At 67.4% G+C, this 25,835-nt stretch carries 34 protein-coding genes; 22 read left to right on the top strand and 12 right to left on the bottom strand.

The window, feature by feature from the left end; all coding sequences use genetic code 11:
* Window positions 1-89 precede the first annotated feature (89 nt).
* The 8 genes from glyA (at window position 90) to V6D91_RS10630 (ending at window position 6,190) form a co-directional block, all read left to right on the top strand.
* Window positions 90-1,343: a serine hydroxymethyltransferase gene (gene glyA, locus V6D91_RS10595; protein WP_347320316.1), complete on the top strand. Its 1,254-nt coding sequence runs from the start codon at window positions 90-92 to the stop codon at window positions 1,341-1,343.
* 79 nt (window positions 1,344-1,422) lie between these two features.
* Window positions 1,423-1,581 (top strand): hypothetical protein, encoded by a 159-nt coding sequence (locus V6D91_RS10600; protein WP_347320317.1) that lies wholly within the window; start codon window positions 1,423-1,425, stop codon window positions 1,579-1,581.
* Between the two features lie 30 nt (window positions 1,582-1,611).
* Window positions 1,612-2,076: a transcriptional regulator NrdR gene (gene nrdR, locus V6D91_RS10605; RefSeq protein ID WP_347320318.1), complete on the top strand. Its 465-nt coding sequence runs from the start codon at window positions 1,612-1,614 to the stop codon at window positions 2,074-2,076.
* A gap of 19 nt (window positions 2,077-2,095) precedes the next feature.
* Window positions 2,096-3,286 (top strand): NnrS family protein, encoded by a 1,191-nt coding sequence (locus V6D91_RS10610; RefSeq protein WP_347320319.1) that lies wholly within the window; start codon window positions 2,096-2,098, stop codon window positions 3,284-3,286.
* Window positions 3,287-3,292: 6 nt separating this feature from the next.
* Entirely contained in the window at window positions 3,293-4,561 is a 1,269-nt protein-coding gene (gene ribD, locus V6D91_RS10615; protein WP_347320321.1) for a bifunctional diaminohydroxyphosphoribosylaminopyrimidine deaminase/5-amino-6-(5-phosphoribosylamino)uracil reductase RibD, read from the top strand.
* Window positions 4,562-4,633: 72 nt separating this feature from the next.
* Window positions 4,634-5,062: a TonB-system energizer ExbB gene (exbB, locus tag V6D91_RS10620; protein WP_347320323.1), complete on the top strand. Its 429-nt coding sequence runs from the start codon at window positions 4,634-4,636 to the stop codon at window positions 5,060-5,062.
* A 1-nt stretch (window position 5,063) separates the two neighbouring features.
* Entirely contained in the window at window positions 5,064-5,441 is a 378-nt protein-coding gene (locus V6D91_RS10625) for a biopolymer transporter ExbD (RefSeq protein ID WP_347320325.1), read from the top strand.
* Window positions 5,438-6,190: an energy transducer TonB gene (locus V6D91_RS10630; RefSeq protein WP_347320327.1), complete on the top strand. Its 753-nt coding sequence runs from the start codon at window positions 5,438-5,440 to the stop codon at window positions 6,188-6,190. Before V6D91_RS10625 ends, V6D91_RS10630 begins: the two co-directional genes overlap by 4 nt.
* 83 nt (window positions 6,191-6,273) lie before the next feature.
* Here the strand turns inward: V6D91_RS10630 and V6D91_RS10635 are convergent, their stop codons facing one another.
* From V6D91_RS10635 to V6D91_RS10650, 4 genes are all read right to left on the bottom strand, one after another.
* Window positions 6,274-6,723: a hypothetical protein gene (locus tag V6D91_RS10635; RefSeq protein ID WP_347320329.1), complete on the bottom strand. Its 450-nt coding sequence runs from the start codon at window positions 6,721-6,723 to the stop codon at window positions 6,274-6,276.
* Window positions 6,724-6,978: 255 nt separating this feature from the next.
* Window positions 6,979-7,836 (bottom strand): FAD:protein FMN transferase, encoded by an 858-nt coding sequence (locus V6D91_RS10640; RefSeq protein ID WP_347320331.1) that lies wholly within the window; start codon window positions 7,834-7,836, stop codon window positions 6,979-6,981.
* Between the two features lie 10 nt (window positions 7,837-7,846).
* Entirely contained in the window at window positions 7,847-8,389 is a 543-nt protein-coding gene (locus tag V6D91_RS10645) for an FMN-binding protein (RefSeq protein ID WP_347320332.1), read from the bottom strand.
* 10 nt (window positions 8,390-8,399) lie between these two features.
* Complete coding sequence (locus V6D91_RS10650) at window positions 8,400-9,290, bottom strand: DUF6662 family protein (protein WP_347320334.1); 891 nt, start codon at window positions 9,288-9,290, stop codon at window positions 8,400-8,402.
* Between the two features lie 125 nt (window positions 9,291-9,415).
* Here V6D91_RS10650 and V6D91_RS10655 point away from each other — a divergent pair, with 125 nt between their 5' ends.
* The 4 genes from V6D91_RS10655 to nusB all read left to right on the top strand — a co-directional run bounded on the left by V6D91_RS10655 (window position 9,416) and on the right by nusB (window position 12,428).
* Window positions 9,416-10,075 (top strand): riboflavin synthase, encoded by a 660-nt coding sequence (locus V6D91_RS10655; protein ID WP_347320336.1) that lies wholly within the window; start codon window positions 9,416-9,418, stop codon window positions 10,073-10,075.
* 75 nt (window positions 10,076-10,150) lie between these two features.
* On the top strand, window positions 10,151-11,257 hold the full coding sequence (gene ribBA, locus V6D91_RS10660; RefSeq protein WP_347320338.1) for a bifunctional 3,4-dihydroxy-2-butanone-4-phosphate synthase/GTP cyclohydrolase II: 1,107 nt from the start codon (window positions 10,151-10,153) through the stop codon (window positions 11,255-11,257).
* A gap of 10 nt (window positions 11,258-11,267) precedes the next feature.
* Complete coding sequence (gene ribE / locus V6D91_RS10665) at window positions 11,268-11,744, top strand: 6,7-dimethyl-8-ribityllumazine synthase (protein ID WP_347320340.1); 477 nt, start codon at window positions 11,268-11,270, stop codon at window positions 11,742-11,744.
* Window positions 11,745-11,999: 255 nt separating this feature from the next.
* Window positions 12,000-12,428 carry a transcription antitermination factor NusB gene (nusB, locus tag V6D91_RS10670; RefSeq protein ID WP_347320341.1) on the top strand — a complete coding sequence of 143 codons (429 nt, stop codon included), beginning with the start codon at window positions 12,000-12,002 and terminating at the stop codon, window positions 12,426-12,428.
* Here nusB and V6D91_RS10675 read toward each other — a convergent pair whose 3' ends face one another.
* A complete protein-coding gene (locus V6D91_RS10675) occupies window positions 12,429-13,172 on the bottom strand; it encodes a hypothetical protein (protein ID WP_347320343.1) in 744 nt (247 codons plus the stop codon).
* Between V6D91_RS10675 and thiL the strand changes: the two genes are divergently transcribed.
* From thiL to V6D91_RS10705, 6 genes are read left to right on the top strand one after another with little or no spacing between them, the layout of a single operon-like run.
* Window positions 13,171-14,127, top strand: coding sequence for a thiamine-phosphate kinase (thiL, locus tag V6D91_RS10680; protein WP_347320344.1), 957 nt, complete (start codon window positions 13,171-13,173; stop codon window positions 14,125-14,127). The two genes, V6D91_RS10675 and thiL, sit on opposite strands and share 2 nt — an antisense overlap.
* Window positions 14,111-14,596, top strand: a complete 486-nt coding sequence (locus tag V6D91_RS10685) for a phosphatidylglycerophosphatase A (RefSeq protein WP_347320346.1) — start codon at window positions 14,111-14,113, stop codon at window positions 14,594-14,596. Before thiL ends, V6D91_RS10685 begins: the two co-directional genes overlap by 17 nt.
* A 35-nt stretch (window positions 14,597-14,631) precedes the next feature.
* The gene (locus V6D91_RS10690) at window positions 14,632-15,735 is read left to right on the top strand and encodes a glycosyltransferase (RefSeq protein ID WP_347320348.1); all 1,104 of its coding nucleotides are present in this window, start codon (window positions 14,632-14,634) and stop codon (window positions 15,733-15,735) included.
* A gap of 2 nt (window positions 15,736-15,737) precedes the next feature.
* A complete protein-coding gene (locus V6D91_RS10695; protein ID WP_347320349.1) occupies window positions 15,738-16,526 on the top strand; it encodes a polysaccharide deacetylase family protein in 789 nt (262 codons plus the stop codon).
* A gap of 13 nt (window positions 16,527-16,539) precedes the next feature.
* Window positions 16,540-17,025: a hypothetical protein gene (locus V6D91_RS10700; protein WP_347320351.1), complete on the top strand. Its 486-nt coding sequence runs from the start codon at window positions 16,540-16,542 to the stop codon at window positions 17,023-17,025.
* A gap of 11 nt (window positions 17,026-17,036) precedes the next feature.
* Window positions 17,037-17,420, top strand: coding sequence for a hypothetical protein (locus V6D91_RS10705; RefSeq protein WP_347320353.1), 384 nt, complete (start codon window positions 17,037-17,039; stop codon window positions 17,418-17,420).
* A gap of 40 nt (window positions 17,421-17,460) precedes the next feature.
* Here V6D91_RS10705 and moaB read toward each other — a convergent pair whose 3' ends face one another.
* The 4 genes from moaB to V6D91_RS10725 are packed head-to-tail and all read right to left on the bottom strand — an operon-like array spanning window position 17,461 to window position 20,370.
* A complete protein-coding gene (moaB, locus tag V6D91_RS10710) occupies window positions 17,461-17,982 on the bottom strand; it encodes a molybdenum cofactor biosynthesis protein B (RefSeq protein ID WP_347320354.1) in 522 nt (173 codons plus the stop codon).
* Window positions 17,979-18,692 (bottom strand): DUF6629 family protein, encoded by a 714-nt coding sequence (locus tag V6D91_RS10715; RefSeq protein WP_347320356.1) that lies wholly within the window; start codon window positions 18,690-18,692, stop codon window positions 17,979-17,981. The genes moaB and V6D91_RS10715 overlap by 4 nt, the downstream gene beginning before the upstream one ends.
* 42 nt (window positions 18,693-18,734) lie before the next feature.
* Window positions 18,735-20,066 (bottom strand): 30S ribosomal protein S12 methylthiotransferase RimO, encoded by a 1,332-nt coding sequence (rimO, locus tag V6D91_RS10720; protein ID WP_347320358.1) that lies wholly within the window; start codon window positions 20,064-20,066, stop codon window positions 18,735-18,737.
* On the bottom strand, window positions 20,056-20,370 hold the full coding sequence (locus V6D91_RS10725; protein ID WP_347320361.1) for a DUF3579 domain-containing protein: 315 nt from the start codon (window positions 20,368-20,370) through the stop codon (window positions 20,056-20,058). The genes rimO and V6D91_RS10725 overlap by 11 nt, the downstream gene beginning before the upstream one ends.
* Before the next feature lie 50 nt (window positions 20,371-20,420).
* Here V6D91_RS10725 and V6D91_RS10730 point away from each other — a divergent pair, with 50 nt between their 5' ends.
* Both V6D91_RS10730 and V6D91_RS10735 read left to right on the top strand, forming a co-directional pair.
* Entirely contained in the window at window positions 20,421-21,695 is a 1,275-nt protein-coding gene (locus tag V6D91_RS10730) for a TlpA disulfide reductase family protein (protein ID WP_347320364.1), read from the top strand.
* A 2-nt stretch (window positions 21,696-21,697) separates the two neighbouring features.
* Window positions 21,698-22,195, top strand: coding sequence for an asparaginase domain-containing protein (locus tag V6D91_RS10735; protein ID WP_347320366.1), 498 nt, complete (start codon window positions 21,698-21,700; stop codon window positions 22,193-22,195).
* A 51-nt stretch (window positions 22,196-22,246) separates the two neighbouring features.
* Here V6D91_RS10735 and V6D91_RS10740 read toward each other — a convergent pair whose 3' ends face one another.
* A complete protein-coding gene (locus V6D91_RS10740; RefSeq protein WP_347320368.1) occupies window positions 22,247-22,807 on the bottom strand; it encodes a DUF3365 domain-containing protein in 561 nt (186 codons plus the stop codon).
* Between the two features lie 94 nt (window positions 22,808-22,901).
* Here V6D91_RS10740 and V6D91_RS10745 point away from each other — a divergent pair, with 94 nt between their 5' ends.
* Window positions 22,902-23,633, top strand: coding sequence for a phosphodiesterase (locus tag V6D91_RS10745; RefSeq protein WP_347320370.1), 732 nt, complete (start codon window positions 22,902-22,904; stop codon window positions 23,631-23,633).
* Between the two features lie 21 nt (window positions 23,634-23,654).
* On the opposite strand, the gene V6D91_RS10750 is transcribed toward V6D91_RS10745, so the two are convergent.
* Complete coding sequence (locus tag V6D91_RS10750; protein ID WP_347320371.1) at window positions 23,655-24,245, bottom strand: DUF1134 domain-containing protein; 591 nt, start codon at window positions 24,243-24,245, stop codon at window positions 23,655-23,657.
* A 300-nt stretch (window positions 24,246-24,545) separates the two neighbouring features.
* Here V6D91_RS10750 and dcd point away from each other — a divergent pair, with 300 nt between their 5' ends.
* Entirely contained in the window at window positions 24,546-25,112 is a 567-nt protein-coding gene (gene dcd / locus V6D91_RS10755) for a dCTP deaminase (RefSeq protein WP_347320374.1), read from the top strand.
* Here the strand turns inward: dcd and V6D91_RS10760 are convergent, their stop codons facing one another.
* Complete coding sequence (locus tag V6D91_RS10760) at window positions 25,113-25,781, bottom strand: HAD family hydrolase (RefSeq protein ID WP_347320376.1); 669 nt, start codon at window positions 25,779-25,781, stop codon at window positions 25,113-25,115.
* Window positions 25,782-25,835: the final 54 nt, after the last annotated feature.

Here is a 25,835-nt window from a genome sequence, read left to right on the forward strand (position 1 = left end):
TTTTGAGGTAAACTACGCCCCAAGTTTTCGACCCGGCCCGTGCCGGGTATTCGTTTTTTCAGAACTTTTGCAGCATTGGGGTGCGCCGAATGTTTACCCGAGACATGACGATTGCAGGCTACGACGATCAGCTTTGGCAGGCGATGGAGCACGAACGCCAGCGTCAGGAGGAGCACATCGAGCTGATTGCCTCGGAAAACTACACCAGCCCGCGTGTCATGCAGGCGCAAGGGTCGGTGCTGACCAACAAGTACGCCGAAGGCTATCCCGGCAAGCGCTATTACGGTGGCTGTGAGTATGTCGACGTGATCGAACAGCTCGCCATGGATCGCCTCAAGCAGCTGTTCGGCGCCGACTGGGCCAACGTCCAGCCGCACTCCGGCAGCCAGGCCAACGGCGCGGTGTTCCTCGCCCTGCTGCAGCCGGGCGACACCGTGCTGGGCATGTCCCTGGCCCATGGCGGCCACCTGACCCACGGCGCCAAGGTCAACTTCTCCGGCAAGAGCTACCACGCCGTGCAATACGGCCTGAACCCGGCCACCGGCGAGATCGACTACGAACAGGTCGAGAGCCTGGCCCGCGAGCACAAGCCGAAGATGATCATCGCCGGCTTCTCGGCCTATTCCCGCGTGGTCGACTGGGCCCGCTTCCGCGCCATCGCCGACGAGGTGGGTGCCCTGCTGATGGTCGACATGGCGCACGTCGCCGGCCTGATCGCCGCAGGCGTCTACCCGAGCCCGGTGCCTTATGCCGACGTGGTCACCTCCACCACCCACAAGACCCTGCGCGGCCCGCGCGGCGGCATCATCCTCGGCAAGGCCAACCCGGAGATCGAGAAGAAGATCAACTCCGCCATCTTCCCCGGTATCCAGGGCGGCCCGCTGGAGCACGTCATCGCCGCCAAGGCCGTGGCCTTCAAGGAGGCGCTGGAGCCTGAATTCAAGGCCTATCAGCAGCAGGTGGTGAAGAACGCCCAGGCCATGGCGAAGGTGTTCATGGGCCGCGGTTTCGACGTGGTCTCCAAGGGCACCGACAACCACCTGTTCCTGGTCAGCTTCATCCAGCAGGGTCTGACCGGCAAGGACGTGGACGCCTGGCTGGGCGCTGCCAACATCACCGTCAACAAGAACGCCGTGCCGAACGACCCGCAGTCGCCGTTCGTCACCTCCGGCATCCGTATCGGCACCCCGGCGATCACCACCCGCGGCTTCAAGGAGGCCGAGTGCGTGGCCCTGGCCGGCTGGATGTGCGATGTGATCGACGCGCGCGGCGAGGCGGCCACGGTCGAGGCGGTCAAGGGCAAGGTGCTGGAGGTCTGCAAGCGCCTGCCGGTGTATGCCTGAGATGGCCCAAGGCAGGACGCGAGGGGACGGGATGCCAGGGCTGCGCCTTGTGGCCGCAGGTCTGGTGGGGGTCCTCTGCATGGCATGCACACCGCAGCAGCGCTATGCCGGAGGGCAGTCCTACCAGCGTCATGCCTGCCAAAACATCCCGGATGAGGTGGATCGCACACGTTGCCTGGAGGCCGCGGGGACGACCCTCGAGGAATACCAGCGCAACAAGGAGGCCGTGGGGCGTTGATGGCAGGGCAAAGGATGGAGGGCTTGGGTCATGAGATGCCCCTTCTGCGGCGCTGAAGACACCCGCGTGGCGGATTCCCGCCTGACGCAGGATGGCACGCAGGTTCGTCGTCGGCGGGAGTGCCCCGCCTGCGGCGAGCGCTTCACCACCTTCGAGACCGCCGAGCTGCAGCTTCCGCGCATCATCAAGCGCGACGGCACGCGCGAGCTGTTCTCCGCGGACAAGCTGCGCCGCGGCATGTTGCGGGCGCTGGAAAAGCGCCCGGTGCCCACCGAGCGGGTCGAGGAGGCCATCGCCCACATCGAGCGCGAGCTGATGAAGCGCGGCGAGCGCGAAGTCGAGGCGCGGGTGGTCGGCGAGATGGTCATGGAGGCCCTGCGCAGGCTTGACCAGGTGGCCTACATCCGCTTCGCCTCGGTGTACAAGAGCTTCGAGGACGTCGCGGCCTTCCGCGAGCTGATCGAGCGCTTGCAGCAGGAGGCGCGGGGGCAGTGACCGGCGAGGGATGCGCGGGATGTTGATCCTCGATCCACGGAGCCCTCCGCCCACCGGCTTTGCCCTGTTCAACCTGGGCTTTAGGCCCTTCTTTCTTGCCGCTGCCCTGTGGGCGGTGCTGGCCATGGCCCTGTGGGGCCTTGCCCTGGCCCAGCCGTTCGCCGTGCTTCCGCTCACCCATGCCTGGCATGGTCACGAAATGCTGTTCGGCTACGCGGTGGCGGTCATCGCAGGCTTCCTGCTGACCGCGGCGCGGAACTGGACCGGGGTGCGTACCCCGCAGGACCTGCCACTTGCCGCCATGCTCGCCTTGTGGGCCGCGCCCCGGCTGTTCCTGCCGTTTGCGCCGCCCGACCTCCTGCCCCTGCTTGCCGCGGCGGATGTGGGCTTCGATCTGCTGCTTGCGGTGGTGCTTGCCCGCACCCTCTGGCACAACCCCGCCAACCGACTGATCTTCCCGTCTTTGTTGCTTCTGCTGGCGCTCGCCAACCTCGCCTGGTGGCTCGCCATGCTCGGCCTGTGGCCGGCGGGGCATGCCATGGGAGTCGCGCTGGGGCAGGGGGCCGTGATCGGGGTGCTGTTGGTGATGGGGGTGCGCGTGGCGCCGTTTTTCATCGAAAAGCGCCTGAACGTGCCGGTCACCGCCAGGGTGCCCGCGCGCGCCTACCGGACGGGGGCCGTGCTGTATGCCCTGCTGCTGCTCGCCGGGGTGTTCGGCGTGCCATGGCTCGAGTCCGGGCTCGCGGCGGCGCTCGGTCTGCTTGCGGTCTGGGTGCTTTGGCGCTGGTATGCCCCGGGCCTGTGGCGCGAGCCGCTGCTGTGGGTGCTTTGGCTGGCGGGGGTCTGGCTGGTCCTTGGGCTTGGGCTCGTCGCCATGGGCCAGGCAGCGGACCACGCCGGGCTTGCCGGGGCAGCCCGCCATGCCTTGCTCGCCGGGGGGGTGGGGCTGGCGACGGTCGGCATGATGGCGCGGGTGACGCTCGGCCACACCGGGCGGGCCGTCTACCCGGCCCCGCGCGGAACGCTGCCGGCCTTCCTGCTCGTGCTTGCCGGCGCTGTACTACGGGTGCTGGCCCCCGTGTTGGATCCTGCCGCCCTCGCCTGGGCCGCGCCGCTCGCGGCTCTGCTCTGGGGAGTGGCCTTTATCCTCTTCCTCGCCGTCTACGCGCCGATGCTTCTTCGTGCGCGCATCGATGGCAAGCCGGGATGATGGCGAATGAGCGTGGATGACGTGCGCTACATGGCCCGCGCGCTGGAGCTTGCCCGGCGCGGTCTCTACACCACCCACCCCAACCCCCGGGTCGGCTGTGTGATCGTACGCGAAGGTCGAATCGTCGGCGAGGGCTTCCACGCCCGTGCCGGCGAGCCGCATGCCGAGGTCCATGCCCTGCGCATGGCAGGCTCACGCGCGCACGGTGCAACGGCCTACGTCACCCTCGAGCCCTGCTGTCACCATGGCCGGACCGGGCCGTGCTCGAACGCCCTGATCGAGGCTGGGGTGGCGCGCGTGGTGATGGCCATGCGCGATCCCAATCCCAAGGTGGCTGGGGGCGGGGAGGCCATGCTGCGCGCCGCCGGCATCGAGGTGCTCAGCGGGGTGCTGGAGGATGAGGCGCGTGCGCTGAATCAAGGCTTTATCCAGCGCATGACCCAAGGTCGCCCCTTCGTGCGCCTCAAATGGGGAGCCTCGCTCGATGGCCGAACGGCCTTGGCCAACGGCGCCAGTCAGTGGATCACGGGGCCCGAGGCCCGGCGGGATGTACAGTTCTGGCGTGCCCAGTCCTCCGCCATCCTCTCCAGCGCGGAGACGGTGCTCCGCGATCAGGCCCGGCTGAATGTGCGTTTAAGCGCCGATGAACTAGCCATTGAAGGGCCTGTGCGCCAGCCGGTGCGGGTGATCCTGGATCGAACATTACGCATGACTCCGCAGAGTGGTGTGTTTCTCCCCCTCTCCCCCGACCCCTCTCCCTCCAGGGGAGAGGGGGGCGTACCGCCAAACGCCATGCCGGTGGGCCCGCTGTGGATCTACACCGCAAGCCAGGACTTCGCCAAACGCGCTGAGTTGGGGCAGGCGGGAGCGGTGATCTTCGATGCGCCGCTGATGCCCCCCTCCCCCCTGGAGGGAGCTCTCGATGGCCGAACCCCGAAGGGGTTTCCGGCAGGGATGCCGGAAAGGACAGAGAGGAGGGATCAGGGGTCGGGGGAGAGGGGGCTCGACCTTGACAGGATCCTCCACGATCTCGCCCGCCGCGAGATCAACGAAGTCTGGGTCGAGGCCGGGGCGCGTCTCGGCGGGGCCCTGCTCGCCGCGGGCCTTGTCGATGAGCTGATCCTCTATCTTGCCCCCACGCTCCTTGGGCATACCGCCCAGCCCTTGGCGGTCCTGCCGGAACTTGCGCGCTTGGATCAGGCTCGGCGCTGGCACTGGCAGGATGTGCGCCGGGTGGGGGGCGACCTGCGCCTGATCCTCCACCCTTCGGCCTGAGCGGTTTGCCTGCTCGGAGGGGTTTGGTGATAAGTTTCCCTGATCGCTGATTGCAGACCGATGGAGCGTCCGATGCTGGAACCCCTCAAGACCACCCTCGATTTCGCCGTCCTCGGCCTGCTTGGGCTGATGAGCGTGATGATGCTGGCGATGGCGATCGAGCGCTGGAGCTATTACCGGCGGGTCGATCTGGCCGGCTTCACCCATCCGGACACGCTCAACATCGCGCTGACCCGCAACCTGACCTGGATTTACACGGTCGGCGCGAATGCCCCCTACGTCGGCTTGCTCGGCACCGTGTTCGGCATCCTCATCACCTTCTATGAGATGGGGCAAGGCGGCCAGGTGGACGTGAACCACATCATGCTCGGCCTTGCGCTGGCACTGAAGGCGACCGCGGCGGGGCTCTTGGTCGCCATCCCCTCGATCATGATCTACAACGGCCTGACCCGGCGGGTGGAGGTCTTGATGGGCCAGTGGCGGGCGCTCAAGGGCCTGTGAGATGAAGCGCTTCGACCAGATCAATGTCATTCCCTTCATCGACATCATGCTGGTGCTCCTGGCCATCGTCCTCACCACCGCCACCTTCGTCGCCCAGGGGCGCATCCCGCTCAAGCTTCCCGAGGCCGAGCACGCTGCCCAGCCCGCCAGCGAGAAGCCGATGGAGATCAGCATCGACGAGGCGCGCAAGGTCTACCTTGGTGGGGCCCCCGTGCACCTGATCGAACTGGACCAGCAACTCGCCCATGCTGCGCGCGAGCAGGCCATCCTCCTGCGCGTGGACGCCGGCGTGCCCTTCAGCGATTTTGTTCAGGTGCTCGACCTGCTGCAGAAATACCATCTTGAGCGGGTGAGCATCGTCACGGTGCGCAAGGGGTGAGGGGGGCGGAAGGCCGGGCACGCCCGGCATGGATCGCCTCGCTGCTCATCCACGGGGTGCTGATCGCGCTCATCGCCTGGTGGCTGACGGAGCGTTCCAGCCTCACCCCCGCGCCGGCCACGCCGGTGCCACTGACGCTTGCGATGTTCCAGGCCCCCGCTCCGGTCGAGCGACCCGCCCCGGCGGAACCCGCGCCCGCAGAGGAGGCGCCCCCCTTGCAGGGAGTTCCGGAGCAGCCCCCTATCGAGCGTCCGGAGCCGAAGCCGATCCCCGTGAAGCCGAGGCCCGCCAAGGCCGCGCCCCCCAAGCCGGCCGCGCCCGCCGTCGAGCCAGCCCGGGCGCGGCCGGTCGAGTCTGCGGTGGCTTCCGAGGCTCCCGTCGCGTCTCCGTCACCGGCCCCCCTGCCCGTCGTGCAGCCTCCCGCGGCGCAGCCGGTGACACCGGCGCCTGATCCTGCGTTGGAGGATGGCTACCGTGCCCGCATTCGCCAGGCGGTCGACGAGCACAAGCACTATCCGCGCATGGCACGGCGCCTGGGGCTGGAGGGGCGGGTGGTGGTGGCCTTCACCGTGGGGGCGGATGGCCGACTGGCTGGGGTGCGGCTGGTGGAGAGCTCGGGCAGCGAGCTGCTCGATGAGGCAGCCCTCGAGGCCGTGCGCCAGGCGGCTCCGTTCCCGCCCTTCCCGGCCGGGATCGAGCGCCGGCAGTGGGATTTCACCCTGCCGTTGTCGTTCGCCTTGGAGAGGTAAGGTTGTGGCGTCGCTCATCCCATGGGGGAGCGGCGCCTCGCCGCGATGGGCGGATCGGTCCGGGGCAGGCCTCCGTCCATGCTTTATGGCCGGCGCAGGCCGCAGCGGCGCTGGGCCTGGACCGCACCGATCAGGTGGGCGAACAGCAGCACGGGCAACAGAAAGCCCGCGAGCAGGTGGATGCCGAGGGCAACCTGCCCGATAAGTTCGTCGCCGTAGTAGAGCACAAGCCCGCTGACGACCAATAGACCAAAAGCCACCAGCAGCAGGATGGCGGAGAAGACATTCTCCCGCCGTACCCAGCCCGCCCGCATGTGCACCGTCCAGAGTGCGCCGAGCAGCATCAGCGTGGTGAAGAAGCTCGCGGCATGGAGGGCGGCGGCCCAGGTGCGTTGACCGCCCAGCGACCACAGGCCGAGGTCCAGGCCGAGCCGGGTATCGAGCGCGTTGGGCACGAGCGCAAGGCCACTGGCGAACAGCAGGGTGAGGGTGGCGAAGAGGATGCGGACGAAGCCCGCCGGATAACCGTTCACATGAATCTCCGGAGACGATGTAGGAGCGCCCCCGCCGCGGTGGGGCAGGGGTTATCGGCCCGAGGGCGGGCCTCCTACGTTTTGCCTGTAGGAGCCGCGCCCTCGCCGCGATGGGCAAGAGGCCATCGGCCCGGGGCGGGCCTCCTACGTTTTTGCTTGCAGGAGCGGCGCCCCTGCCGCGATGGGGCATGAGGCCATCGGCCCGGGGGCGGGCCTCCTACGTCAGGAGCACGGGCCTCGCCGCGATGGATTCTATCAGTGTTCCCCGCCGTCCTCTCCCGCAACGATCAGCCGGCCGCCCAGTTTCGCGATGCGTGCGTGCCGTTCATCGTCCGGCGCCAGCGCCGCGACCTTGGTCAGCGCGTCCGCTCGCCAGGCCTCGCCTGCCATGACCGTCCAGGCCCTCGGGCAGGCGGAAAAATGCGGGCAAGCCGCGCCGTCGCAGCCGGCAGGCGTGACGATGCAGGATGGGAATCGCCCCTGGTCCTCCAGTGACAGGCCGACCGCGGAGGTCGCCATCGCCGTGTTGTGGAAGGAACCGAGGGGGCTGATTGCGCCGCTGGCCTCGCGCACCGCGATCGGTACGGGGTCGGGGCCGAACAGGCGCAGATCGCCGCCGGCGTTGACCACCCCCCGGGTCACGCCGTGCGCCAGCAGGGCGTGCACGGCGGCATCCACGGCAAAGCCCTTGGCGATGCCGTCGAGGGTGATCACCACCGGGCGTTTGAGCCGCACGCGCAGGCGGGGCAGCAGTTCGAGGGCATCCCAGCCCTCTTCGTCCAGCGTGGGGAAGCCGTGGTCGGGAAGCCTCCCCGTGCGCACCAGCCGTCCGCCGACGCTGAAGTCGAACAGCCCCTGGCTATCACGCGCCACGTGGCGAGCAAGACAGAGGACGCGGAAGGTGGAGGGGCTGACCGCCACGGGCCGTTTCCAGGCGTAGAGGTTGATGCGCGAGAGGTCGCTCTCCGCATCGAAGAAGCTCATCTGCCGCTGCACCGCGTCGATGGCCGAAAAGGCCGCCTCGATGCCCGTCTCGGCAAGGCGGGCGGGCGCGCGCGCTTGGATCTCGACGAAGGTGCCGAGCAGCGGCCGCATGCGTCGGATGCCCTGCATGGGTCTGACCTCAGGGGGTTGCAAGAAACAGCTTTTGGATGACCAGCAGGCGCTTCACCCCCAGCATGACATTGCGACAGGAGAGGGTGGCGCCGCTGATGTTCGGCACGTCCTGATCCAGCTTGAACGGGTCGGCCAGGGTCTTGCCCTCCAGGGTCTTGCGCCAGCTGGCCTCGCGGATCTGGTCGCCATGCGTCTCCTTGAACACCATCACCTCCACGCCCTTCACCTTGCCTTCTGGCAGGAGCCCCGCAGCATAGGTGATGAACTCGTGCTTGCCGACCACGTTGTCGACGATGAACCAACCGATCAACTGGCCGTTTTTCTCCGCGCGCCAGACATCCTGCCGCTCCCAGCGCTGTTTGACGCCGGCCTGGTCGGAGATGGCCTCGCGCTGCGGCTCGGAGAGCAGCAGCGGCGTGGCGACGAAGCGGTCGGCCTCGGGAAAGATTGCCTTCTGCGCCTGCTCGGTGGTGAGGTATTCGATGGCATGGGCCGGCCCGGCCACCATGGCCGCCGCGGGGAGGATGAGGAGGGGGGCGAATTCACGCATGATGGGGCCTTCAGAAGTTGTAACCGAGCTTCAGGCGGACCTCGTATTTCTCGTGGTCGGCCAGGTGGCGCCCGGTGCGGTTGTCGTTGCTCTCGTCGGAGCCCGCGAGCTGGTTGGCATAGGTCAAGGTGGCCCACCAACGCTTGCCGCCGTAGTGGAGGCTCGGCCCGGCGAAGGCATCCCAGTGGTCGAACTCCCAGGCCCCCCCTGCAGGTTTGAGCATCTCCACATCCACCCAGCCCTCGACGCCCGCGAACCAATTGGGCGCGAAGCGGTAGGCCACGCCGCTTCTCAGGCGCGGGGCGATGGCATAGTCCGTCCCCTCGCCGCCACGCGGCCGCCAGGACTCGGCTTCGAGCTCCAGGTTGGTGAGCCATTGCAGCTGGCCGTCGAGGTAGGGCTTCTGGAAGATGACCTTGCCCTCCAACTCGAAGCCTTGGCCTTTCTCACCGGTGATGCTGTCCACGGTGTCGTACGTCACCTCGCCGTACAGGGCGACGCCCAGGTCGTCCTTGTAGGGGGAGAGCAGCATGTGCTTCACCTCGGCCGAAACGCCAGAGAACTGGGTCTTGTTCAAGCTGCCGGTGATCTCCGGTGCATCCAGAGGCCCGGCGCAACCCTCTGCGCCGCAGTCATAGTCGTGGCGGTAACCGTTGAGGTAGACCGAGGCGGAGGTGCGGTCGGTGACACCGTACTCGTATTCCGCCCGCAGGTACTGGGCCGCGTAATTGCCGCGCCGCTTGTCCCCGTGGTGGGTGATCCACAGATAGCCTTCCGCCGCGCCCTTGGGCAGGGTCTCGGCGCCCATGGTGTAGCCGAGCAGGTTTTCGTCGGCGAAGGTCAGGGGGGGCAGAAGAACGGTGGCGGAGAGCACGGAAGCGAGGGTGGTGCGGGAAAACATGATGTTCAATCCATTTCTGTTAATGAGAACGATTCGCGATATTAATCATGTTATTTCTGCAGTCAAGCCCCCTGAGGTCATCTCGGGCTAGAATGATGTTTCATTGCTCCAAATAGGGAGGCGGGATGTTCACGGGCATCATCCAGGCGGTCGGCAGGGTGCAATCCCTGCGCGATGCGGGCGGCGACCGCCGCTTGGTCATTACGGCGGATGCGGGTTTTTTGCACGGCGTACAGCTTGGCGACAGCATCGCGACGCAGGGCGTGTGTCTGACGGTGGTCGAGCTGACGGCCACCAGCTTCGCCGCGGATGTGTCGGGGGAAACCCTGGCGCACAGCACCCTCGGCAGCTTGCGAAGCGGGTCCGAGGTCAACCTGGAGAAGGCCCTGACCCTTTCCACCCCGCTCGGCGGTCACTTGGTCAGCGGTCATGTCGATGGAGTGGGGGAGGTTGAGGCGCGCTGGGATGATGCCCGCTCAATCCGCTTCCGCCTGCGGGCACCGGATGAACTCGCGCGCTACATCGCAGCCAAGGGGTCCATCACCGTGGATGGCATCAGTCTGACCGTGAACGCTATCGACGGTGCACGCTTCGAGCTGAACCTGGTGCCGCATACCCTGGCCGTGACGACCGCTAAAGCCTGGCAGCCGGGGGTGAAGGTGAACCTGGAGGTGGATGTCATCGCCCGCTACCTCGAACGGCTGCTCCAGGGCGGGAGTGCGGTCAAGGGGGGCGGCGGGGTGAGTGAGGAACTCTTGCTGCGCTGCGGTTTTGGGCAGCGTTAATACCGGCATCAATGATGGGTGACGGCATGCCCGGCTGTGATAAAGTTGCCCATCCCTTTCTTTGTCAGCGCATCCATGAACCTCAATAGCACCGAGGAAATCCTTGACGACCTCCGCGCCGGGCGCATGGTCATCATCATGGATGACGAGAACCGCGAGAACGAAGGCGACCTGTTGATGGTCGCCGAGAAGGCGCGCCCCGAGGACATCAACTTCATGGCGCGCTACGGCCGCGGGCTGATCTGCCTGACCCTGACCCAGGAGCGCTGCGAACGCCTGCGCCTGCCGCTGATGGTCAGCCGCACCGGCGAGAACTTCGGCACCAACTTCACCGTCTCCATCGAGGCCGCCGAGGGGGTGACCACCGGCATCTCCGCCGCCGACCGCGCGCGCACCGTGCAGGCTGCGGTGGCGAAGGATGCGAAGCCGGAGGATCTGGTCCAGCCCGGCCACATCTTCCCGCTCATGGCCCGTCCGGGCGGCGTGCTGACCCGGGCCGGCCACACCGAGGCGGGCTGCGACCTCGCGCGGCTGGCGGGTTTCGAGCCGGCGGCAGTGATCGTCGAGATCCTCAACGAGGACGGCACCATGGCGCGCCGCCCGGACCTTGAGAAGTTTGCCGCCGAGCATGGCCTGAAGATCGGTACCATCGAGGATTTGATCCGCTATCGTCTCAAGCACGAGCACAGCGTCGAGCGGGTGGCCGAGGCGTCATTCCCGACCCGTTTCGGCGAGTTCCGCCTGTTCGCCTACCAGGACCGGGTCGATGGCCTCGTCCACCTGGCGCTGGTCAAGGGGCAGCCGCGGGCCGACGAGCCGATCATGGTGAGGGTGCAGGTGCAGAACACCTTATGCGACGTGCTGCACGGTGAGACGGGCTGCGGCTGGCCGCTGGACGACGCCCTGCGGCGCATCGCCGAGGCCGGAGCCGGCGTGCTGGTGCTGTTGCGCCCCACGGAGGAGCCGCGCGAGCTGGTGCGCCGCATCCGCATGCTGGGCCTGGGGGGCCGGGCCGAGGACCGTGCGGGGGAGGGCGCCTCGCACGAGCAGCGTACCTACGGCATCGGCGCGCAGATCCTCTTGGATCTTGGCGTGCGCAAGATGCGCGTGCTCTCGGCGCCCAAGCGTTTCCACGCCCTTGCAGGCTTTGGCCTGGAAGCGGTCGACTATGTTTCCGAGTAAGAGAACTACGATGAGCACCATTCGCACCATCGAGGGCGGTCTGAACATCGACGGTGGCCGTTTCGCCATCCTCGTCACCCGCTTCAATGCCTTCATCACCGAGTCCCTGCTGCAGGGGGCGCTGGACGGCCTTAAGCGCCATGGCGTGAAGGACGAGGACATCCATATCGTGCGCGTGCCGGGTGCCTACGAGCTGCCGCTGGTGGCCCAGAAGCTGGCGGCCGCCGAGCGTTACGACGCCATCATCGCCCTTGGTGCGGTGATCCGCGGCTCCACCGCCCATTTCGACTACGTGGCGGGCGAGGCGGCCAAGGGCCTGGCCAGTGTCGGACTGGACTTCGGTCTGCCGGTCATCTTCGGCGTGCTGACCACCGACACCATCGAGCAGGCGATCGAACGCGCCGGCACCAAGGCCGGCAACAAGGGCTTCGAGGCCGCGATGACCGCGATTGAGATGGTCAATCTGCTTGACCAGATCGAGGCCTGAGGGGGGGCTGGGCCTTCCGAGGGCTTGAGCCGTAGGAGCGGCGCCCCCGCCGCGAACGGGCGTGGGGGCATCGGCCCGAGGGCGGGCCTCCTACGAAGCAAGGCCAAGCCCCCGGGCCCCTCTTGAGCTGAGGGCTTAGTGCTGCGTTTTCCAGGTTCCGCGCCGCGTCCAAGGCGCATCCGTTCTTTGTAAGGTTTGATCGTGACTGATTCATCCGCATCCTCTCGTCCCCGCGTCCGTCCGGCCCCCCCGGGCATGGCCGCGCGCCGCCGCGCGCGGCGCAAGGCCGTGCAGGCGCTCTACCAGGCCCAAATCAATCCGACCACCGCCCTCGAGCTTGAGGCACAGTTCATGGAGGAGCCGGACATCCTCAAGGCCGATCTGGAGCACTTCCGTCGCCTGCTGCAGGGGATTCTTGCGGCGCGGGCGGAACTGGATGCCCTGATCGCACCGCTGGTCAGCCGGCCGCTGGCGGAGGTCGATCCGATCGAACATGCCATCCTCTGGATCGGGGCCTTCGAGCTGCGCGACTGCCCCGAGCTGCCCTACCGGGTGGTGATCAACGAGGCCATCGAGCTGGCCAAGATGTTCGGCGCCGAAGGCAGCCATGGTTTCGTGAACGGGGTGCTGGACAAGCTGGTGCCCACGTTGCGCGCCGCCGAGTTCGCCGCGGCCAAGTTCTGATCACGGGCACTCGAGCGTAAGGGGTGTGGGCGGCTTCGGCCGCCCGCCCCATAGGGCGCGGTTGAGGATTTTCAGCGCCAGGACCGGCGGTGGCATGTCCGCATAGGATCTTGGCAGGGCGAGCATGCAGGCCTTGATGCCATCCTCCCGGCGCACCTCGGTGACCCTGAAGGTGGTTTCCTTCCATGCGTTGATGCGCATCACCGGCAGGCCGCGCTGCGCCAGGGCGCCAAAGGCGTCCAGCTCGGCGCGCGCGCAGGGCGAGAGCAGGCCTTGGGCCAGGGTGCCCAGCCCCGGCATGATCTCGCGTGGGTTCACCCGCATCGCGGCGAAGAAGTCCTGCAGTTGCTGCAGGTCGCGCTCTGGGGGGCGATCCCAGATGAAGATCCGGCTGCAGAGGGTGTCGTTGCCATCGCGGATGATGTATTCGGTGGTGGGGCGGCCGGCAACCTCCGGTCCCGCGCCGGCCTTTTCCAGATTGAAGAACAGGCGTTCGCCGCCGAAGAACACCCGGGTGGCATCGGTGAGCGTGCGTTCGCCCATGTCGACGAAATACACGCGGGGGGCCGTAAGATCGGCCAGGACATAGGTATAGTCGCTCTTCTCGGTCTGGCCGCGCGCCCAGCCACCCTGCAAGGTGATCAGCGAGACCTTGCCATTGCGGTCGACGTATTCCAGCACGGTGAAGGCAAGGGCGCCCGGCGCGAGGGTGAGCAACAACAGAAGCGCGAGTAATTTCCGCATGGCCGGGCGTATGGGTGAGTTCGATCTGATTAAAGCCTATTTCAGTCATCCTGCCCACACCGAAGGTCTGATCCTCGGGGTGGGGGACGACTGCGCCCTGCTTAAGCCTTCGCCCGGCATGACGCTTGCGGTGACCACGGACACGATGGTCAGCGGGGTACACTTCCTGCCCGATGATGATCCCCGTGATCTCGGCTACAAGCTCGCCGCCGTCAACCTCAGCGACCTCGCAGCCATGGGGGCCCGGCCACGCTGGCTGTTCCTCAACCTCACCCTGCCTGCGGTGGATGAGCGCTGGATCGCGGCCTTCGCTGACGGCCTGTTCGCGCAGGCAAAGCGGCACGGGGCCGTGCTCGCGGGGGGCGACACGACCCGCGGGCCTCTCGCCTTTGGCCTGACTGCCATGGGGGAGCTGCCTTCGGACCAGGCCTTGCGCCGGTCCGGGGCGCGGCCGGGCGATTGGATCTGCGTCAGCGGGGTCCCCGGCGAGGCCGCCGCCGGCCTGGCACACCGCCTCGGTGAGCACCTCCTGTCGGAGGGGCCGGCCGCACAGGCCCTCGCCCGCCTGCATCGCCCCGAGCCGCGCGTGGCGCTCGGGCTTGCCCTGCGCGGGGTGGCGACGAGCGCCATCGACATCTCCGACGGCCTGGCGCAGGATCTGGGCCATATCCTCGCCGCAAGCAAGGTGGGGGCAACCGTGGAGCTTGCCCGGCTGCCGTCCTCGCCGGTGCTCGAGGCCCTGCCCAAGGATAGGTCCTGGCGCCATCAGCTCGCCGGTGGGGACGACTATGAGCTGCTGTTCACCCTCCCGCCAGACGAGGCCGGTCGCCTGCCTGATCTGCCCGCCCCGGTCACGGTGATCGGCCGTATTGACCCCGATCCGGGCCTGCGCCTGCTCGCCCCGGACGGTTCTTTGTTTCCGCTTGCACACCAGGGGCATGACCACTTTGCCTGAGATCCACGCCCGCCACGTCCTGCGCGATCCGGTGCTGCTGCTGGCCCACGGTCTTGGCAGCGGGCTCGTGCCCAAGGCGCCCGGCACCTTCGGCACCCTCGCGGCCCTGCTGCCCTGGTTGGTGCTGGCTAAGCTCGCCCTGCCGCTCTACCTTGGTGTCGTGCTGCTCGCCGCCCTCGCCGGCATCTGGTTGTGTGGGGAGGCCGCGCGGAAGATGGGCCGCGATGATCCCGGCAGCATCGTGTGGGATGAATGGGTGGGGCTGTGGGTCGCGCTGGCAGGCCTGCCGCTTGAGTGGCCCTGGGTCCTTGCCGGCTTCGTGCTGTTCCGTTTGTTCGACATCCTCAAGCCAGGGCCGGTCGGCTGGCTGGATCGCCGCTTCCACGGCGGACTTGGCATCATGCTGGACGACCTTGCCGCGGGGCTCATGGCCGCCGCCTGCCTGCAGATCGCCATGGCCCTGCTATAACAGGACTGTCATGTTCATCCCACATGGTGTGTGCCATGCACGTTTGCGACATCACCATGTTCTATACCCCCCACGGGGGCGGCGTTCGCCGCTACCTGCACGCCAAGCGGCGCTGGTACTGCCAGCAGGGGGATAGGCACACCCTGCTCAGCCCGGCCGGGCGGGCGCACCGGCATGGTGATCACCTGACCCTGCCCGCACCCCGCCTGCCGTTCAGCCATGGCTATCGCTTTCCTCTCCGGCGTGCCCCCTGGGTCGGGGCCTTGGTTGACCAGGCCCCCGACCTGATCGAGGCGGGCGACCCCTATCGTCTGGCAGGGGCAGCATGGGCTGCGGCCGATCGCCTGGGCATCCCGGCAACCGTGTTCGTGCACTCTGATGTGGAGCGGCTGATCAGCCGACGTTGCGGGGACTGGGCCGCGGCCCCGGTGCGCTCCTATCTGCGCAGCTTGTATGAAGCCTTCGCGGTGGTGCAGGTCCCGAGTCGTGCGTTGGCAGAGCGACTGCGTGGGCTGGGGCTGACACGGGTGGTCTGGCAGCCGCTGGGGGTGGATGCCGGGCGCTTCGACCCCGCGCGGCGCGATCCCGCCCTGCGCGCGGAACTTGGCCTCAAGGAGTCCACCCGCCTGCTCGTGTTCGCCGGCCGCTACGCGCGCGAGAAGAACATCGACGTGCTGCTCGCTGCCATGCGTCGGCTCGGGCCGGGCTATCACCTCCTGTTGATCGGCCCCGACATGCCATCCGTCACCCTGGACAACGTGAGTGTGCAGGGCCGCTTTTGTGACGGAGATCGTCTGGCCCGCCTGCTGGCCTCCGCCGATGCCCTAGTGCACGCCGGAGACCAGGAGACCTTCGGCCTGATCGTGCTCGAGGCCATGGCCTCGGGCCTGCCAGTGGTCGGCGTACGTGGTGGGGCGCTGCCCGAGCTCATCTCACCGGAGGTCGGCCTGCTGGCCGAGCCACGCGATGCGGTGGGACTCGCCGAGGCCGTCCGCCAGCTGTTCGCGTCCGACTGGCATGCCATGGGGCGGGCAGCGCGCGCCCGGGTGGAGGCCGATTACCGCTGGGAGGCCGTCTTCGCCCGCCAGCGTCGGCTCTACCAGGGCCTGCTGGCGGGCCGCTCCCTGCCGGAGGATTGAGCATGTCGATGGCAAGTACGCGCCCGGTGGCCGTGAGCGTGGTGCTGCACGATGTCTCGCCCCACACCTGGCCGGCTTGTGAGCGTCTGCTCGCGGCCCTGGAGGAGGTGGCCCCGGTGCCCGTCACCCTGCTGGTGGTGGCGGATCATCACCACAAGGGGGGCATCGAGCAATTTCCGTCCTTCCTCGCCGCCATCGAGCAGCGTTTGGCCCGCGGGGACGAGGTGGTGGCGCATGGCCTTGTCCATCTCGACGAAGCCCCGTCGCCGCGCGGCCTACGTGAGTGGTTCAGGCGGCGCATCTACACCGCGAGCGAGGGTGAATTCGACGCCCTGTCCAAGGATGAGGCCGCCCGGCGCCTGCACGAGGGATGGCGACGCCTTCGTACCCTGAGGTGGGCGCCGCGGGGCTTCGTCGCCCCGGCCTGGCTGATGGGGCCCGGCACACACGCCGCGTTGCGCGAGGGGCCCTATGCGTATGCCACGACCCGGCGGGAGATCATCCTCTTGCCGGGGGGCACCCGCCTGACTGCCCCCAGCCTGGTGTGGAGCGTGCGCTCCGCCTGGCGCAGACACCTCTCCGCCCTGTTCAATGAACGTTTGCTGCGCCGTGTGCTGGCACATCCCAAACGCTACCCCCTGCTGCGCTTGGGGCTGCACCCGGTGGATGCCGCGCATCCCGAGGCGGTACATTTCTGGCAACACGCCCTGCGCGAGGCCCTGCGGCATGACCGCCTGCCGCTCACCAAGGGACAGTGGGTGGATTATCCTAGGCTTGGTGAGTGTTCTTGATGGAGATGAGCCTATGCATCGCCTGCTCCTGCCCCTCCTCCTCGGCCTTGGTCCAGTGGCCTTGGCCCAGTCGCCCCGTGACCCCGGCTATGAGCGCATCGACAAGCAGCCGCCGACGCAGGAGGAGATCGACAGCGTCATCCTCATCCCCTCGCTGCAGAACGGCATCAGCTACATCGGCGGTGGGGTGGGGTTGGCCGAGCGCGCGGCACTCGAGCGCTGGGCCAAGGACTACCCCCTGCGCATCGAGATGGCGCGCAAGAGTGGCGAATACCTGGGCGACATGCAGGTGCGCGTGTTCAACGCGAAGGGGGAAACCGTGCTGGAGGCCCCATCGGACGGGCCGCTGTTCTACGTTCAGCTGCCGGACGGACCCTACGCGGTGGAGGTCGCCCCCCTCAAGTCACCGGCCCCGTCGACTGCGGGGCTGGCTCCGCAGATCCGTGAGGTGAAGATTGTGGGGGGCAAGCAGGCCAGGCTTTTCTTCGCTTGGCCGTGAGGAGCTGGATAATGGCGACACCGGAAAGTGGGGCCCGCTGGGGCTGGATCGGTGGGTTTGTCGGCGCCACCCTGTGGATGCCGATCTTTGCCGTGGCACTCCATGCCCATGGCGACCCGCTCGGTGCCTGGCTGTGCATGGGTTTCTACCTTCTCAGCCTGCTGGGCATGGTCATGCTGGCGCCTTGGCGGCACCCCGCTACGCCCATGCGCTGGCTTTATCTTGGCATGTTGGGGTTGTTGCTGCTGGCCGGTGGCGTCCTGATGGCGCGCATGCTCGCCCTGTGGCCGGAGGAGGAACTGAGTCCCTGGTTGCTGCTGAGTCTTGCCCCCCTGTTCCTGCCCGTGCTTACCTTGGGTAACCGGACCTGGAGCCGGTTGCGGGAGGGCGGCTGACTCAGGGGCGCAGGGATGGGGAGAAAAATTCAGCGTTTCCTCAGCGCTCCAGCAGCCTCGGCATCAGCTCCACCAGGTTGCACGGCCGGGTGCGGTAGTCCAGCTGAGGCTGGATGATCTTGTCCCAGCCGTCGCGGCAGGCGCCGGAGGAGCCGGGCAGGACGAAGACGAAGGTGCCGTTGGCGACCCCGGCGGTGGCGCGGGAGTTGATGGTCGAGGTGCCGATGTCCTGGTAGGAGAGGGCGCGGAACAGCTCGCCGAAGCCGTCCATCTCCTTATCCAGCAGGGGCCGGATGGCCTCGGGGGTGCCATCGCGTCCGGTGAAGCCGGTGCCACCGGTGGAGATGACGACCTGCACATCCGCATCCGCGATCCACTCCGACACCACGGCGCGGATGGCGTAGAGGTCGTCCTTGACGATGCGACGGGCGTGCACGCGATGCCCGGCGGCCTCGACCCGGTCCACCAGCGTTTGCCCGGAGGTGTCATTCTCCAGGGTGCGGGTGTCGGAGACGGTGAGGACGGCGATATTGAGCGGAATGAAGGGGCGTTCGGCGTTCATGGGCGGCTTGCTTCCTGGGCGTGGGTAGGCGCTGATCTTACCCCGGGCGGGACCGTGCGGGCATCGAGCCGAACCAGCCGCAGGATGAAGAGGGACAGCAGGGCGGCGAAGAAGCACCACACCGAGGTGAAGGCGTGGTCGAAATACAGGGCGCTCAAGATCAGCGAGAGCGCCACCAGCCCGCCGAAGAGGCGTACATTCGCGAGGGCGGACGTCAGAAGCGGCAGGGTGACGATCAGGGCGTAGCCGATGCGAAAGGCCCATTCGCTGAACTGTTCACCGACGAGCAGGCGGGGGTGGTAGAGGATGGAGCGCTTAACGACGCTCACCTCCAGCCATCCTGCGTTGAGCAGCAAGGGCAGAAAGACGAATGCGCCCGCCCCTCCGGCGGCCAGGCCGAGTCCGAGCAGGGTCAGCCGATGGCGGGGGCGCGACTCCAGCCCACGGGCGGCCAGTGGCACCAGCATGGGCCAGACCAGATAGACGAAGAACAGGAAGCCGAGCGCGGAGATCGGCGCCCGTTCGGGGTGCCAGCCGCCGAGGTTGAGCCAGACCAGACCCTCGAAGGCCTGCTGGACGCCGAACAGCAGCGGAAAGGCAGCCAGCCCGAGAAAGCGGCGGTCACCGCGCCAGGCTTGATGCAGGGTAACCAGGCCGACAGGGATCAGGGCCGTGGCGGCCGTGAAGCTGACGGGAGCGGAAAAGCACATCGTGGGTCCTCGCGGGAGGGATGGCGAGGACGCCGCCGCGGATCAATCCGCAACAGGCACGCCCCACAGGTCGTGTTCGCCGTATTCGGTGATTTCCACTTCGACGAAATCGCCCGGCGCAAGGCCGGTGGCGCCGTCGATGAACACGTTGCCGTCGATCTCGGGCGCATCGGCATAGGAGCGGGCCACGGCACCTTCCTCGTCGATCTCGTCCACCAGTACGGTCAGGCGGCGGCCGAGCCTGGCCTCCAGGCGCGCCTCGCTGATCCGTGCCTGATGCTCCATGAAGCGGTGCCAGCGTTCCTCCTTGACCTCCTCGGGCACGGCGCCCGGCAGGTCATTGGCCGGGGCGCCTTCGACCGGCGAGTACTTGAAGCAGCCGGCGCGGTCGATCTGCGCCTCGTCGAGAAACTCAAGCAGCTGCTCGAAGTCGTCCTCGGTCTCGCCGGGAAAACCGACGATAAAGGTGGAGCGAATGGCTAGATCAGGACAGACGTCGCGCCAGGCCTTGATGCGGGCGAGGACGTTCTCGCTCGAGGCCGGGCGTTTCATCGCCTTGAGGATGCGCGGGCTGGCGTGCTGGAAGGGGATGTCGAGGTAGGGCAGGATCTTGCCCTCCGCCATCAGCGGGATGACCTCGTCCACGTGCGGGTAAGGGTAGACGTAGTGCATCCGCACCCATACGCCCAGCTCGCCGAGCGCGCGGGCAAGATCATAGAAGCGGGTCTTGAGCGGACGGCCTCCCCAGAAGTCGGTCTTGTATTTCAGGTCCAGGCCGTAGGCGCTGGTGTCCTGGGAGACGACCAAGAGCTCCTTGACCCCGGCCTTGACCAGGTTTTCCGCCTCGGTCATCACCTCGCCGATGGGGCGGCTGACGAGGTCGCCGCGCAATTGGGGGATAATGCAGAAGGTGCAGCGGTGGTTGCAGCCCTCGGAGATCTTCAGGTAGGCGTAGTGCTTGGGGGTGAGCTTCACGCCCTGCGGCGGCACCAGGTCGATGAACGGGTCATGCTGCGGCGGCAGGTGCTCGTGCACCGCGTGCATCACCTCCTGATAGGCGTGCGGGCCGGTCACGGCGAGCACGTTCGGATGGGCCTTGCGCACCATGTCCCCATCCTCGCGTGCGCCCAGGCAGCCGGTGACGATGACCTTGCCGTTTTCCGCCAAGGCCTCGCCAATGGTGGAGAGGGACTCCTCCACCGCCTCATCGATGAAGCCGCAGGTGTTGACCACCACGAGGTCGGCGTCGTCGTAGCTCGGGGAGATGGCGTAGCCTTCGGCCCGCAGCTGGGTGAGGATGCGCTCGGAGTCGACCAGCGCCTTGGGGCATCCCAGGCTGACGAACCCGACCTTCGGGGCGTGCTTAGAGGTCATCGAGGGCGATTTCAGTCATTTCGCCATCCGGGGTCTGGCGATGGGCCTTGAGCTTGTTGGCGCGGGCGAAGCCGATGATCTGCTCGTACATCGCCGGGGCCTGCTCCTTGAGCTCGGGCTCAATGGCCAGGCACTTTTCACCCTTGATGTTCACCGGGTGCAGGCGTTCGGAATAGACCAGGCGATGCTGGGCGAAGGTGGCGTCCCAGCTGGAGAGACGGTCGATCCAGTCGCTGGGACGGAAACGCTTGCCGTCCTGGGTGACACTCTCGATGATGTAGCGGAAAGGCTTGGCCTGATCCATGGGGCACTCGGGGCATTGCGATGAAGTTTGCGGTCATTTTAGGGGATTTGGTGTCACGGCGCATCCTGAAAGCCTTTCTGATCGGCCTCGCGGGTGCGCTGGCGGCGGGCCCTGCGCACGCGCAGGAGCGGGTGCTGCGGGCGGGCGAGGCCGAGTTGACTGTGTCTGTTGTGGAAGCGCAACAGCCGCGGGCCGTGCTGCTCTGGCTGCCCTCCGAGCATGGGGTGCAGGAGGGGCAGCAGCGGGTGGCCGAGGCGCTGGTGGCACGCGGGATCGAGACCTGGCTGGCCGACCCGTTCGCCGCCTGGATGCTGCCGGTGAGCGAGGCCAGCCTCATGGCGCTGCCGGTCGACGGACTGGCCCAGGCCATCGAGGCGGCGGTTGCGCAGGCCCCGGCCCCGCTCATCCTGGTGAGCCATGACCGGGGCAGCGTGCCGCTGCTGGAGGCCCTGCGCCACTGGCAGCGTGCCCACCCCGGCGATGCCCGCGTGCGCGGCGCGCTGCTCATCACCCCCAACCTCTTTCTGGAAACCCCCAATCCCGGGCAGCCGGCCCGCCTGACCCCGGCGGCACGGCTGACCAACCTGCCGCTGTTCCTGATCCAGCCGGAGCTCTCGACCACCGCGCTGCGCCTCCCCGAGCTTTTGCAGGCCCTGCGCGGGGCGCGGGTCTACTGGCGCGGCGTGCCGGAGGCGCGCGACCGGTTCTTCTTCCGCCCAGATGCCACGGCCGAGGAGCTGGCCCAGGCCGAGCGCCTGCCCGGTTGGATGGCGCAGGGGGTTCAACGGCTGCTGCGTGAACCCATCCCCGCCGCGGCCGTGACCGCAGAAGGGGAGGGCGCAGCGGTCGAGCGGACGGCATCGCCGCGCCAGCGTGGCCTGGTGGCGGTCGCCGGGCAGCCCTTGCCACCGGCTTTGGTCCTGCCCGGGCTGGATGGCAGGGCGTACGATCTTGCCGCCCTGCGTGGCAAGGTGGTGCTGGTGAATTTCTGGGCCAGCTGGTGTCCGCCCTGTGTGCACGAGATGCCGTCCATGCAGCAGCTGTGGCAGGACTGGCGCGGGCAGGGGCTGGAAATCCTCGCGGTCAATCTGGGCGAGAACGAGCCGGCCATGCGCGACTTCGTCGCCCGTCACCGGCTGGGTTTCCCCATCCTGCTCGATCCTGCGCGCGAGGCGGCGAAGGCCTGGCAGGTCTATGCCTACCCGACCAGCTTCCTCATCGACCGGCAGGGGCGCGTCCGCCTTGCGGTGGCGGGCGGCATCGACTGGAATGAACCGCAGGTGCGGGCGAGCATCCGCGCCCTGCTCGACGAGAAAGGCGATTGACCATGGCCGACATCCTCATCCTCAACACCGGCGGCACCTTCAACAAGCGTTATGACGAGATCAGCGGCGAGCTGTTCGTCCCGCAGGATGAACAGGCGGTGGAGGCCATCCTCGCGGAGCTGCGTGGCAATCTGGCGTTCAGGCTGGTGGGGCTGATCCACAAGGACAGCCTGGCGATGGACGACGCCGATCGCGAGCAGATCGCGCAAACGATCCTTGCAGCCCAGGAGAGCAAGATCCTGATCGTGCATGGCACCGACACCATGCACCTGACCGCCGCGCACCTTGCGGCGCGCTGCCCCGGGCGGCGCATCGTCCTGACCGGGGCGATGAAGCCGTATGCCTATGACCGGCAGGAAGCGGTGGTCAACCTGGCCCTGAGCCTGGGCTGGCTCATCGCGGGGGAGGGGGCGGGGGTGCATATCGGCATGCACGGCCTGGTGCGGCCGCATGCCGGGATGGTGAAGGACCGCGTAAGAGGGGTGTTCAGGGCGGTCTGAGAGGCAAGGGGCGGGCCTGCGCGGGGAATCGCCCAAGCCCGCCTCCGCTGCTCACAGCGGCGCGGTGATGGAGAATGCGCCGCGCAGTTCGCCAGCCTTGTAGCCGGTCGCCTTGTCCTCGGGGTAGAGGGCCTCGAGCTTGGCCTTGACCTCGGGCTTGATGTCCTCGCCATGGCAGTTGAGGCACACCGGCAGGGTGCCGATCGCCTTCATGTAGCGCAGGTGCGGCTTGCCGTCGATTTCGGTCACTTGATGGAATTCGATGGCGTTCGGGTCCTCACCCTTGGCGCGGCGCTCATCGAAGGCCGTCAGCACGGGGATTTCCCAGTCCTGCGGCGCGGTGGCGCGCGGCTTGAGGCTGGTGCGGTGCACCTCCACCCCGTATTTGCCCGACAGATCTTTGGCAATGGCGGGGGCCTTGCTGTGGCAGACCTCGATGGCCGCCACCGGGCCGCCGGCCTGCATGGCCTTCTCCAGCTCGCCCTTCAAGGTGCCACCGAATTCCTTGGCGATGGCGCGGGCCTGGTCGAGCTTGGCGGCCTCATCGGCCAGCACGGGGGCGGCGAGGGCGAGGGCAAGGGGCAGGAGGGTAAGGGTGAGGCGTCGTGACATGGGTCTCTCCTTGAGGCAATGACGGTTTGGGTGGGTCCGTGGGCAATGGTAGTTTGTCCTGCGCGGATCGCGCGCAATAACCATTTATATATCCATGAATTCCTTTTCTATCCTGCTTCAGCTGACCGACACCCACCTGGGCGAGGCGGAGGATTTCCGTCTCTGGGGCCTGCCGGCCGACGCCCTGCTCCGGCGTGTGTTGGCGGATGCGCATGCACGCTTCCCGCGCCCTGACCTTGTGGTGCATACGGGCGATGCCACCCATGATGCCGGGCGTCCAGCCCAGCGGCGGATCGAGGGGTTGCTCGCCGGATGGGGGGCGCCGGTCCTCTGGACGCCGGGCAATCATGACCTGCCCGAGGCGATGGCAGGGGAGCCGTGCGCCTTTGATCTGCCGGGTTGGCGCGTGTTGCTGGTCAACAGCCGCAAGATCGGGGCGGTGGAGGGGCGCATCGACGACGCGACCCTGGCCTGGCTGGATCGGGAGCTGGGCGCGGCGGTCACGCCCGTCCTGCTCGGCCTGCACCATCCTCCCCTGCCGACGGGCACGGCCTGGCTGGATCGCATCGGGCTCGAGAACGCCGATGCCCTGTGGCGGGTGATCCGCCGCCACGCACGGGTGAGGGCGATCATCCACGGCCATGCGCACATGGAGCAGACCACGCTGCACGAGGGGGTGTTGGTGCTGGGCACGCCGTCGACCAACGGGCAGTTCAGGCCGCTGTCCGTCGGGTTCGCCCTGGATGGGCAGCCGCCCGGCTACCGCTGGCTGCGGCTTTACCGGGACGGACGGCTGGAGAGTGGAGTGGTGAGGCTCGGCGGCTGAGGGGCCGCCGCTGCAAAGAGATCAGAACGGGTTCCAGGACATGGTCGGGGTGAAGTGGATGTAGCCCACGTTGGCCCCCAGGCGCATGCCCACCCCGACACGCATCGGCGCAACCACGATGTTGCCGCTGCGGGCGTAGTTCATGCTCACCCCGCCGACGAAATAGGCACTGCCGTCCACCCCGGCGAAGCGCTGGAATAGCATGTCTGTGTCCGGCAAGTTGTAGATCAGGATGAAGACCTTGCCGGCGTTGGCGCCGAAGTCGAAGCCGATCGAGGGGCCCTGCCAGTAGACCTTGCGTCGCTGGCCGCTCTTGGTCACGAGCTCCCCCTGGCCATAGCGCACCCCGGCGATGATGGCGCCACCGCCTTCCTCGCCGCGGATGTAGGCATTCGGGCGGCCCTGGTCCTGGAAGGCCTTGCTGATGGCGCTGGCCAGCCCTTCCGCACCCTCGCCGAGGAAGTCATTGGCCTCGCGTGCCATCTGGCCCTCGTCGTAGGTTTCCTGGGTGTTGATCTGTGAGGGGCGTACCGGTTCGCCGGAGGATTTGGGCGCTTCACTGGCACAGGCGCCGAGCAGGGTGGCGGCAAGCACGATGGCAAGGCGTTTCATGGGGACGTCCTCTTAAACATGACTGTTTTAATGTAGCATGATCGGCCGGCCCCGCCGGATGCCGGGGGGCCATGTCGCCAGGGCGATCGCATGAACCTGTTTCATCGTTCAGGGGGGCCGTGTAGGAGCGGCGCTCCGCCGCGACAGGGGGTATCGGCCGCGAGGGCGGGCCTCCTACAACCCAACAGAGCTAAAAGGCCCCCTTGGCATGCTGGTTTTCCGCCTTGTGCTAACAGCCCAGAATCTTCATGCGATTGCCCTGGGCATGTCGCGCGCGAATACCGTTCCCGGAGAGTGTTGATGAGCATCAAGTCCGACCGCTGGATCCGCCGCATGGCGGAAACCTACGGCATGATCGAGCCGTTCGAACCGAAGCAGGTGCGCGAGGCGCAGGGGCAGCGCATCATCTCCCACGGCACCTCCAGCTACGGTTACGACGTGCGCTGCGCGGATGAGTTCCGCGTGTTCACCAACATCAACAGCACCATCGTCGACCCCAAGGCCTTCGATGAGAAGAGCCTGGTCGAGGTGAAATCGGACGTTTGCATCATTCCGCCCAACTCCTTCGCCCTGGCGCGCACGGTCGAGTACTTCCGCATCCCGCGCAACGTGCTGACCATCTGCCTGGGCAAGTCGACCTACGCGCGCTGCGGCATCATCGTCAACGTCACGCCGCTGGAGCCGGAGTGGGAGGGGCATGTGACGCTGGAGTTCTCCAACACCACCCCGCTACCCGCCAAGATCTACGCCAACGAAGGCGTGGCGCAGATGCTGTTCCTCGAATCCGACGAGAGCTGTGAGGTCTCCTACAAGGATCGCGGAGGCAAGTACATGGGGCAGACCGGGGTCACCCTGCCGCGGGCCTGATCAGGCCCTCACGGGCTCGCGCAGGGAGATCAGTGGCCAGCCGCGCCGCGTGGCCTCCGCGGACAGCACCTCGTCCGCATCCACCGCGACCGGATGGTCGACCCGCTCGAGCAGCGGCAGGTCATTGCGCGAGTCACTGTAGAACCAGCTGCGCTCGAGCGGCTCGGGCTGGGCGCCGAGCCATTCCTCCAGAGCCTTCACCTTGCCGTGCTGAAACGTCGGCGTGCCGACATAGCGTCCCGTGTAGCGGTTCCCCACGCGCTCGGGTTGTGTGGCAAGGATGTCCTCGACCCCCAGGCGACGGGCGATGGGTTCGGTGACGAAGGCATTGGTCGCGGTGATGATCAGCGGCCGGTCGCCCCGTGCGCGGTGCTCCTCGATCAGTTCGAGGGCTTTGGGGAGGATGATCGGCTCGATCCTTTCTTCCATGAACTGGCGGTGCCAGGCCTCCAACTGCTCCAGCGGGTGCGCGGCCAACGGGGCGAGGGAGAAGCGCAGGAAGGCGTCGATGTCGAGCAGGCCCTGCTTGTAGTCCTCGTAGAAGCGCTGGTTGGCCGCCTCGTACTGGGACGGATCGACGATCCCCATGTCGCACAGGAAGCGGCCCCAGAGATAGTCGGAGTCGCCGGCGAGGAGGGTGTTGTCGAGATCGAAGATGGCCAGGTTCATGGTGTCAGCCGGTCATAAAAGGAATTTGCACATTGTAATGGAGGGGCACTTTGC

The sequence above is a fragment of the Thiofaba sp. EF100 genome (genome assembly GCF_039822285.1).
In the GTDB taxonomy this organism is placed as follows: domain Bacteria; phylum Pseudomonadota; class Gammaproteobacteria; order Halothiobacillales; family Halothiobacillaceae; genus Thiofaba.

Coding starts and splice junctions, on each gene's coding strand:
- V6D91_RS10750 (WP_347320371.1), bottom strand. CDS start 24,245: ATGAAACGCCTTGCCATCGTGCTTGCCGCCACCCTGCTCGGCGCCTGT.
- V6D91_RS10600 (WP_347320317.1), top strand. CDS start 1,423: ATGGCATGCACACCGCAGCAGCGCTATGCCGGAGGGCAGTCCTACCAG.
- glyA (WP_347320316.1), top strand. CDS start 90: ATGTTTACCCGAGACATGACGATTGCAGGCTACGACGATCAGCTTTGG.
- V6D91_RS10705 (WP_347320353.1), top strand. CDS start 17,037: ATGGCGACACCGGAAAGTGGGGCCCGCTGGGGCTGGATCGGTGGGTTT.
- V6D91_RS10650 (WP_347320334.1), bottom strand. CDS start 9,290: ATGTTTTCCCGCACCACCCTCGCTTCCGTGCTCTCCGCCACCGTTCTT.
- exbB (WP_347320323.1), top strand. CDS start 4,634: ATGCTGGAACCCCTCAAGACCACCCTCGATTTCGCCGTCCTCGGCCTG.
- V6D91_RS10685 (WP_347320346.1), top strand. CDS start 14,111: ATGACCACTTTGCCTGAGATCCACGCCCGCCACGTCCTGCGCGATCCG.
- ribE (WP_347320340.1), top strand. CDS start 11,268: ATGAGCACCATTCGCACCATCGAGGGCGGTCTGAACATCGACGGTGGC.
- V6D91_RS10610 (WP_347320319.1), top strand. CDS start 2,096: ATGTTGATCCTCGATCCACGGAGCCCTCCGCCCACCGGCTTTGCCCTG.
- moaB (WP_347320354.1), bottom strand. CDS start 17,982: ATGAACGCCGAACGCCCCTTCATTCCGCTCAATATCGCCGTCCTCACC.
- rimO (WP_347320358.1), bottom strand. CDS start 20,066: ATGACCTCTAAGCACGCCCCGAAGGTCGGGTTCGTCAGCCTGGGATGC.
- V6D91_RS10740 (WP_347320368.1), bottom strand. CDS start 22,807: ATGTCACGACGCCTCACCCTTACCCTCCTGCCCCTTGCCCTCGCCCTC.
- V6D91_RS10675 (WP_347320343.1), bottom strand. CDS start 13,172: ATGCGGAAATTACTCGCGCTTCTGTTGTTGCTCACCCTCGCGCCGGGC.
- ribBA (WP_347320338.1), top strand. CDS start 10,151: ATGAACCTCAATAGCACCGAGGAAATCCTTGACGACCTCCGCGCCGGG.
- V6D91_RS10735 (WP_347320366.1), top strand. CDS start 21,698: ATGGCCGACATCCTCATCCTCAACACCGGCGGCACCTTCAACAAGCGT.
- V6D91_RS10645 (WP_347320332.1), bottom strand. CDS start 8,389: ATGCGTGAATTCGCCCCCCTCCTCATCCTCCCCGCGGCGGCCATGGTG.
- V6D91_RS10625 (WP_347320325.1), top strand. CDS start 5,064: ATGAAGCGCTTCGACCAGATCAATGTCATTCCCTTCATCGACATCATG.
- nusB (WP_347320341.1), top strand. CDS start 12,000: ATGGCCGCGCGCCGCCGCGCGCGGCGCAAGGCCGTGCAGGCGCTCTAC.
- V6D91_RS10725 (WP_347320361.1), bottom strand. CDS start 20,370: ATGGATCAGGCCAAGCCTTTCCGCTACATCATCGAGAGTGTCACCCAG.
- V6D91_RS10745 (WP_347320370.1), top strand. CDS start 22,902: ATGAATTCCTTTTCTATCCTGCTTCAGCTGACCGACACCCACCTGGGC.
- thiL (WP_347320344.1), top strand. CDS start 13,171: ATGGCCGGGCGTATGGGTGAGTTCGATCTGATTAAAGCCTATTTCAGT.
- V6D91_RS10760 (WP_347320376.1), bottom strand. CDS start 25,781: ATGAACCTGGCCATCTTCGATCTCGACAACACCCTCCTCGCCGGCGAC.
- V6D91_RS10655 (WP_347320336.1), top strand. CDS start 9,416: ATGTTCACGGGCATCATCCAGGCGGTCGGCAGGGTGCAATCCCTGCGC.
- V6D91_RS10695 (WP_347320349.1), top strand. CDS start 15,738: ATGTCGATGGCAAGTACGCGCCCGGTGGCCGTGAGCGTGGTGCTGCAC.
- V6D91_RS10640 (WP_347320331.1), bottom strand. CDS start 7,836: ATGCAGGGCATCCGACGCATGCGGCCGCTGCTCGGCACCTTCGTCGAG.
- V6D91_RS10690 (WP_347320348.1), top strand. CDS start 14,632: ATGCACGTTTGCGACATCACCATGTTCTATACCCCCCACGGGGGCGGC.
- ribD (WP_347320321.1), top strand. CDS start 3,293: ATGAGCGTGGATGACGTGCGCTACATGGCCCGCGCGCTGGAGCTTGCC.
- V6D91_RS10715 (WP_347320356.1), bottom strand. CDS start 18,692: ATGTGCTTTTCCGCTCCCGTCAGCTTCACGGCCGCCACGGCCCTGATC.
- dcd (WP_347320374.1), top strand. CDS start 24,546: ATGAGCATCAAGTCCGACCGCTGGATCCGCCGCATGGCGGAAACCTAC.
- nrdR (WP_347320318.1), top strand. CDS start 1,612: ATGAGATGCCCCTTCTGCGGCGCTGAAGACACCCGCGTGGCGGATTCC.
- V6D91_RS10700 (WP_347320351.1), top strand. CDS start 16,540: ATGCATCGCCTGCTCCTGCCCCTCCTCCTCGGCCTTGGTCCAGTGGCC.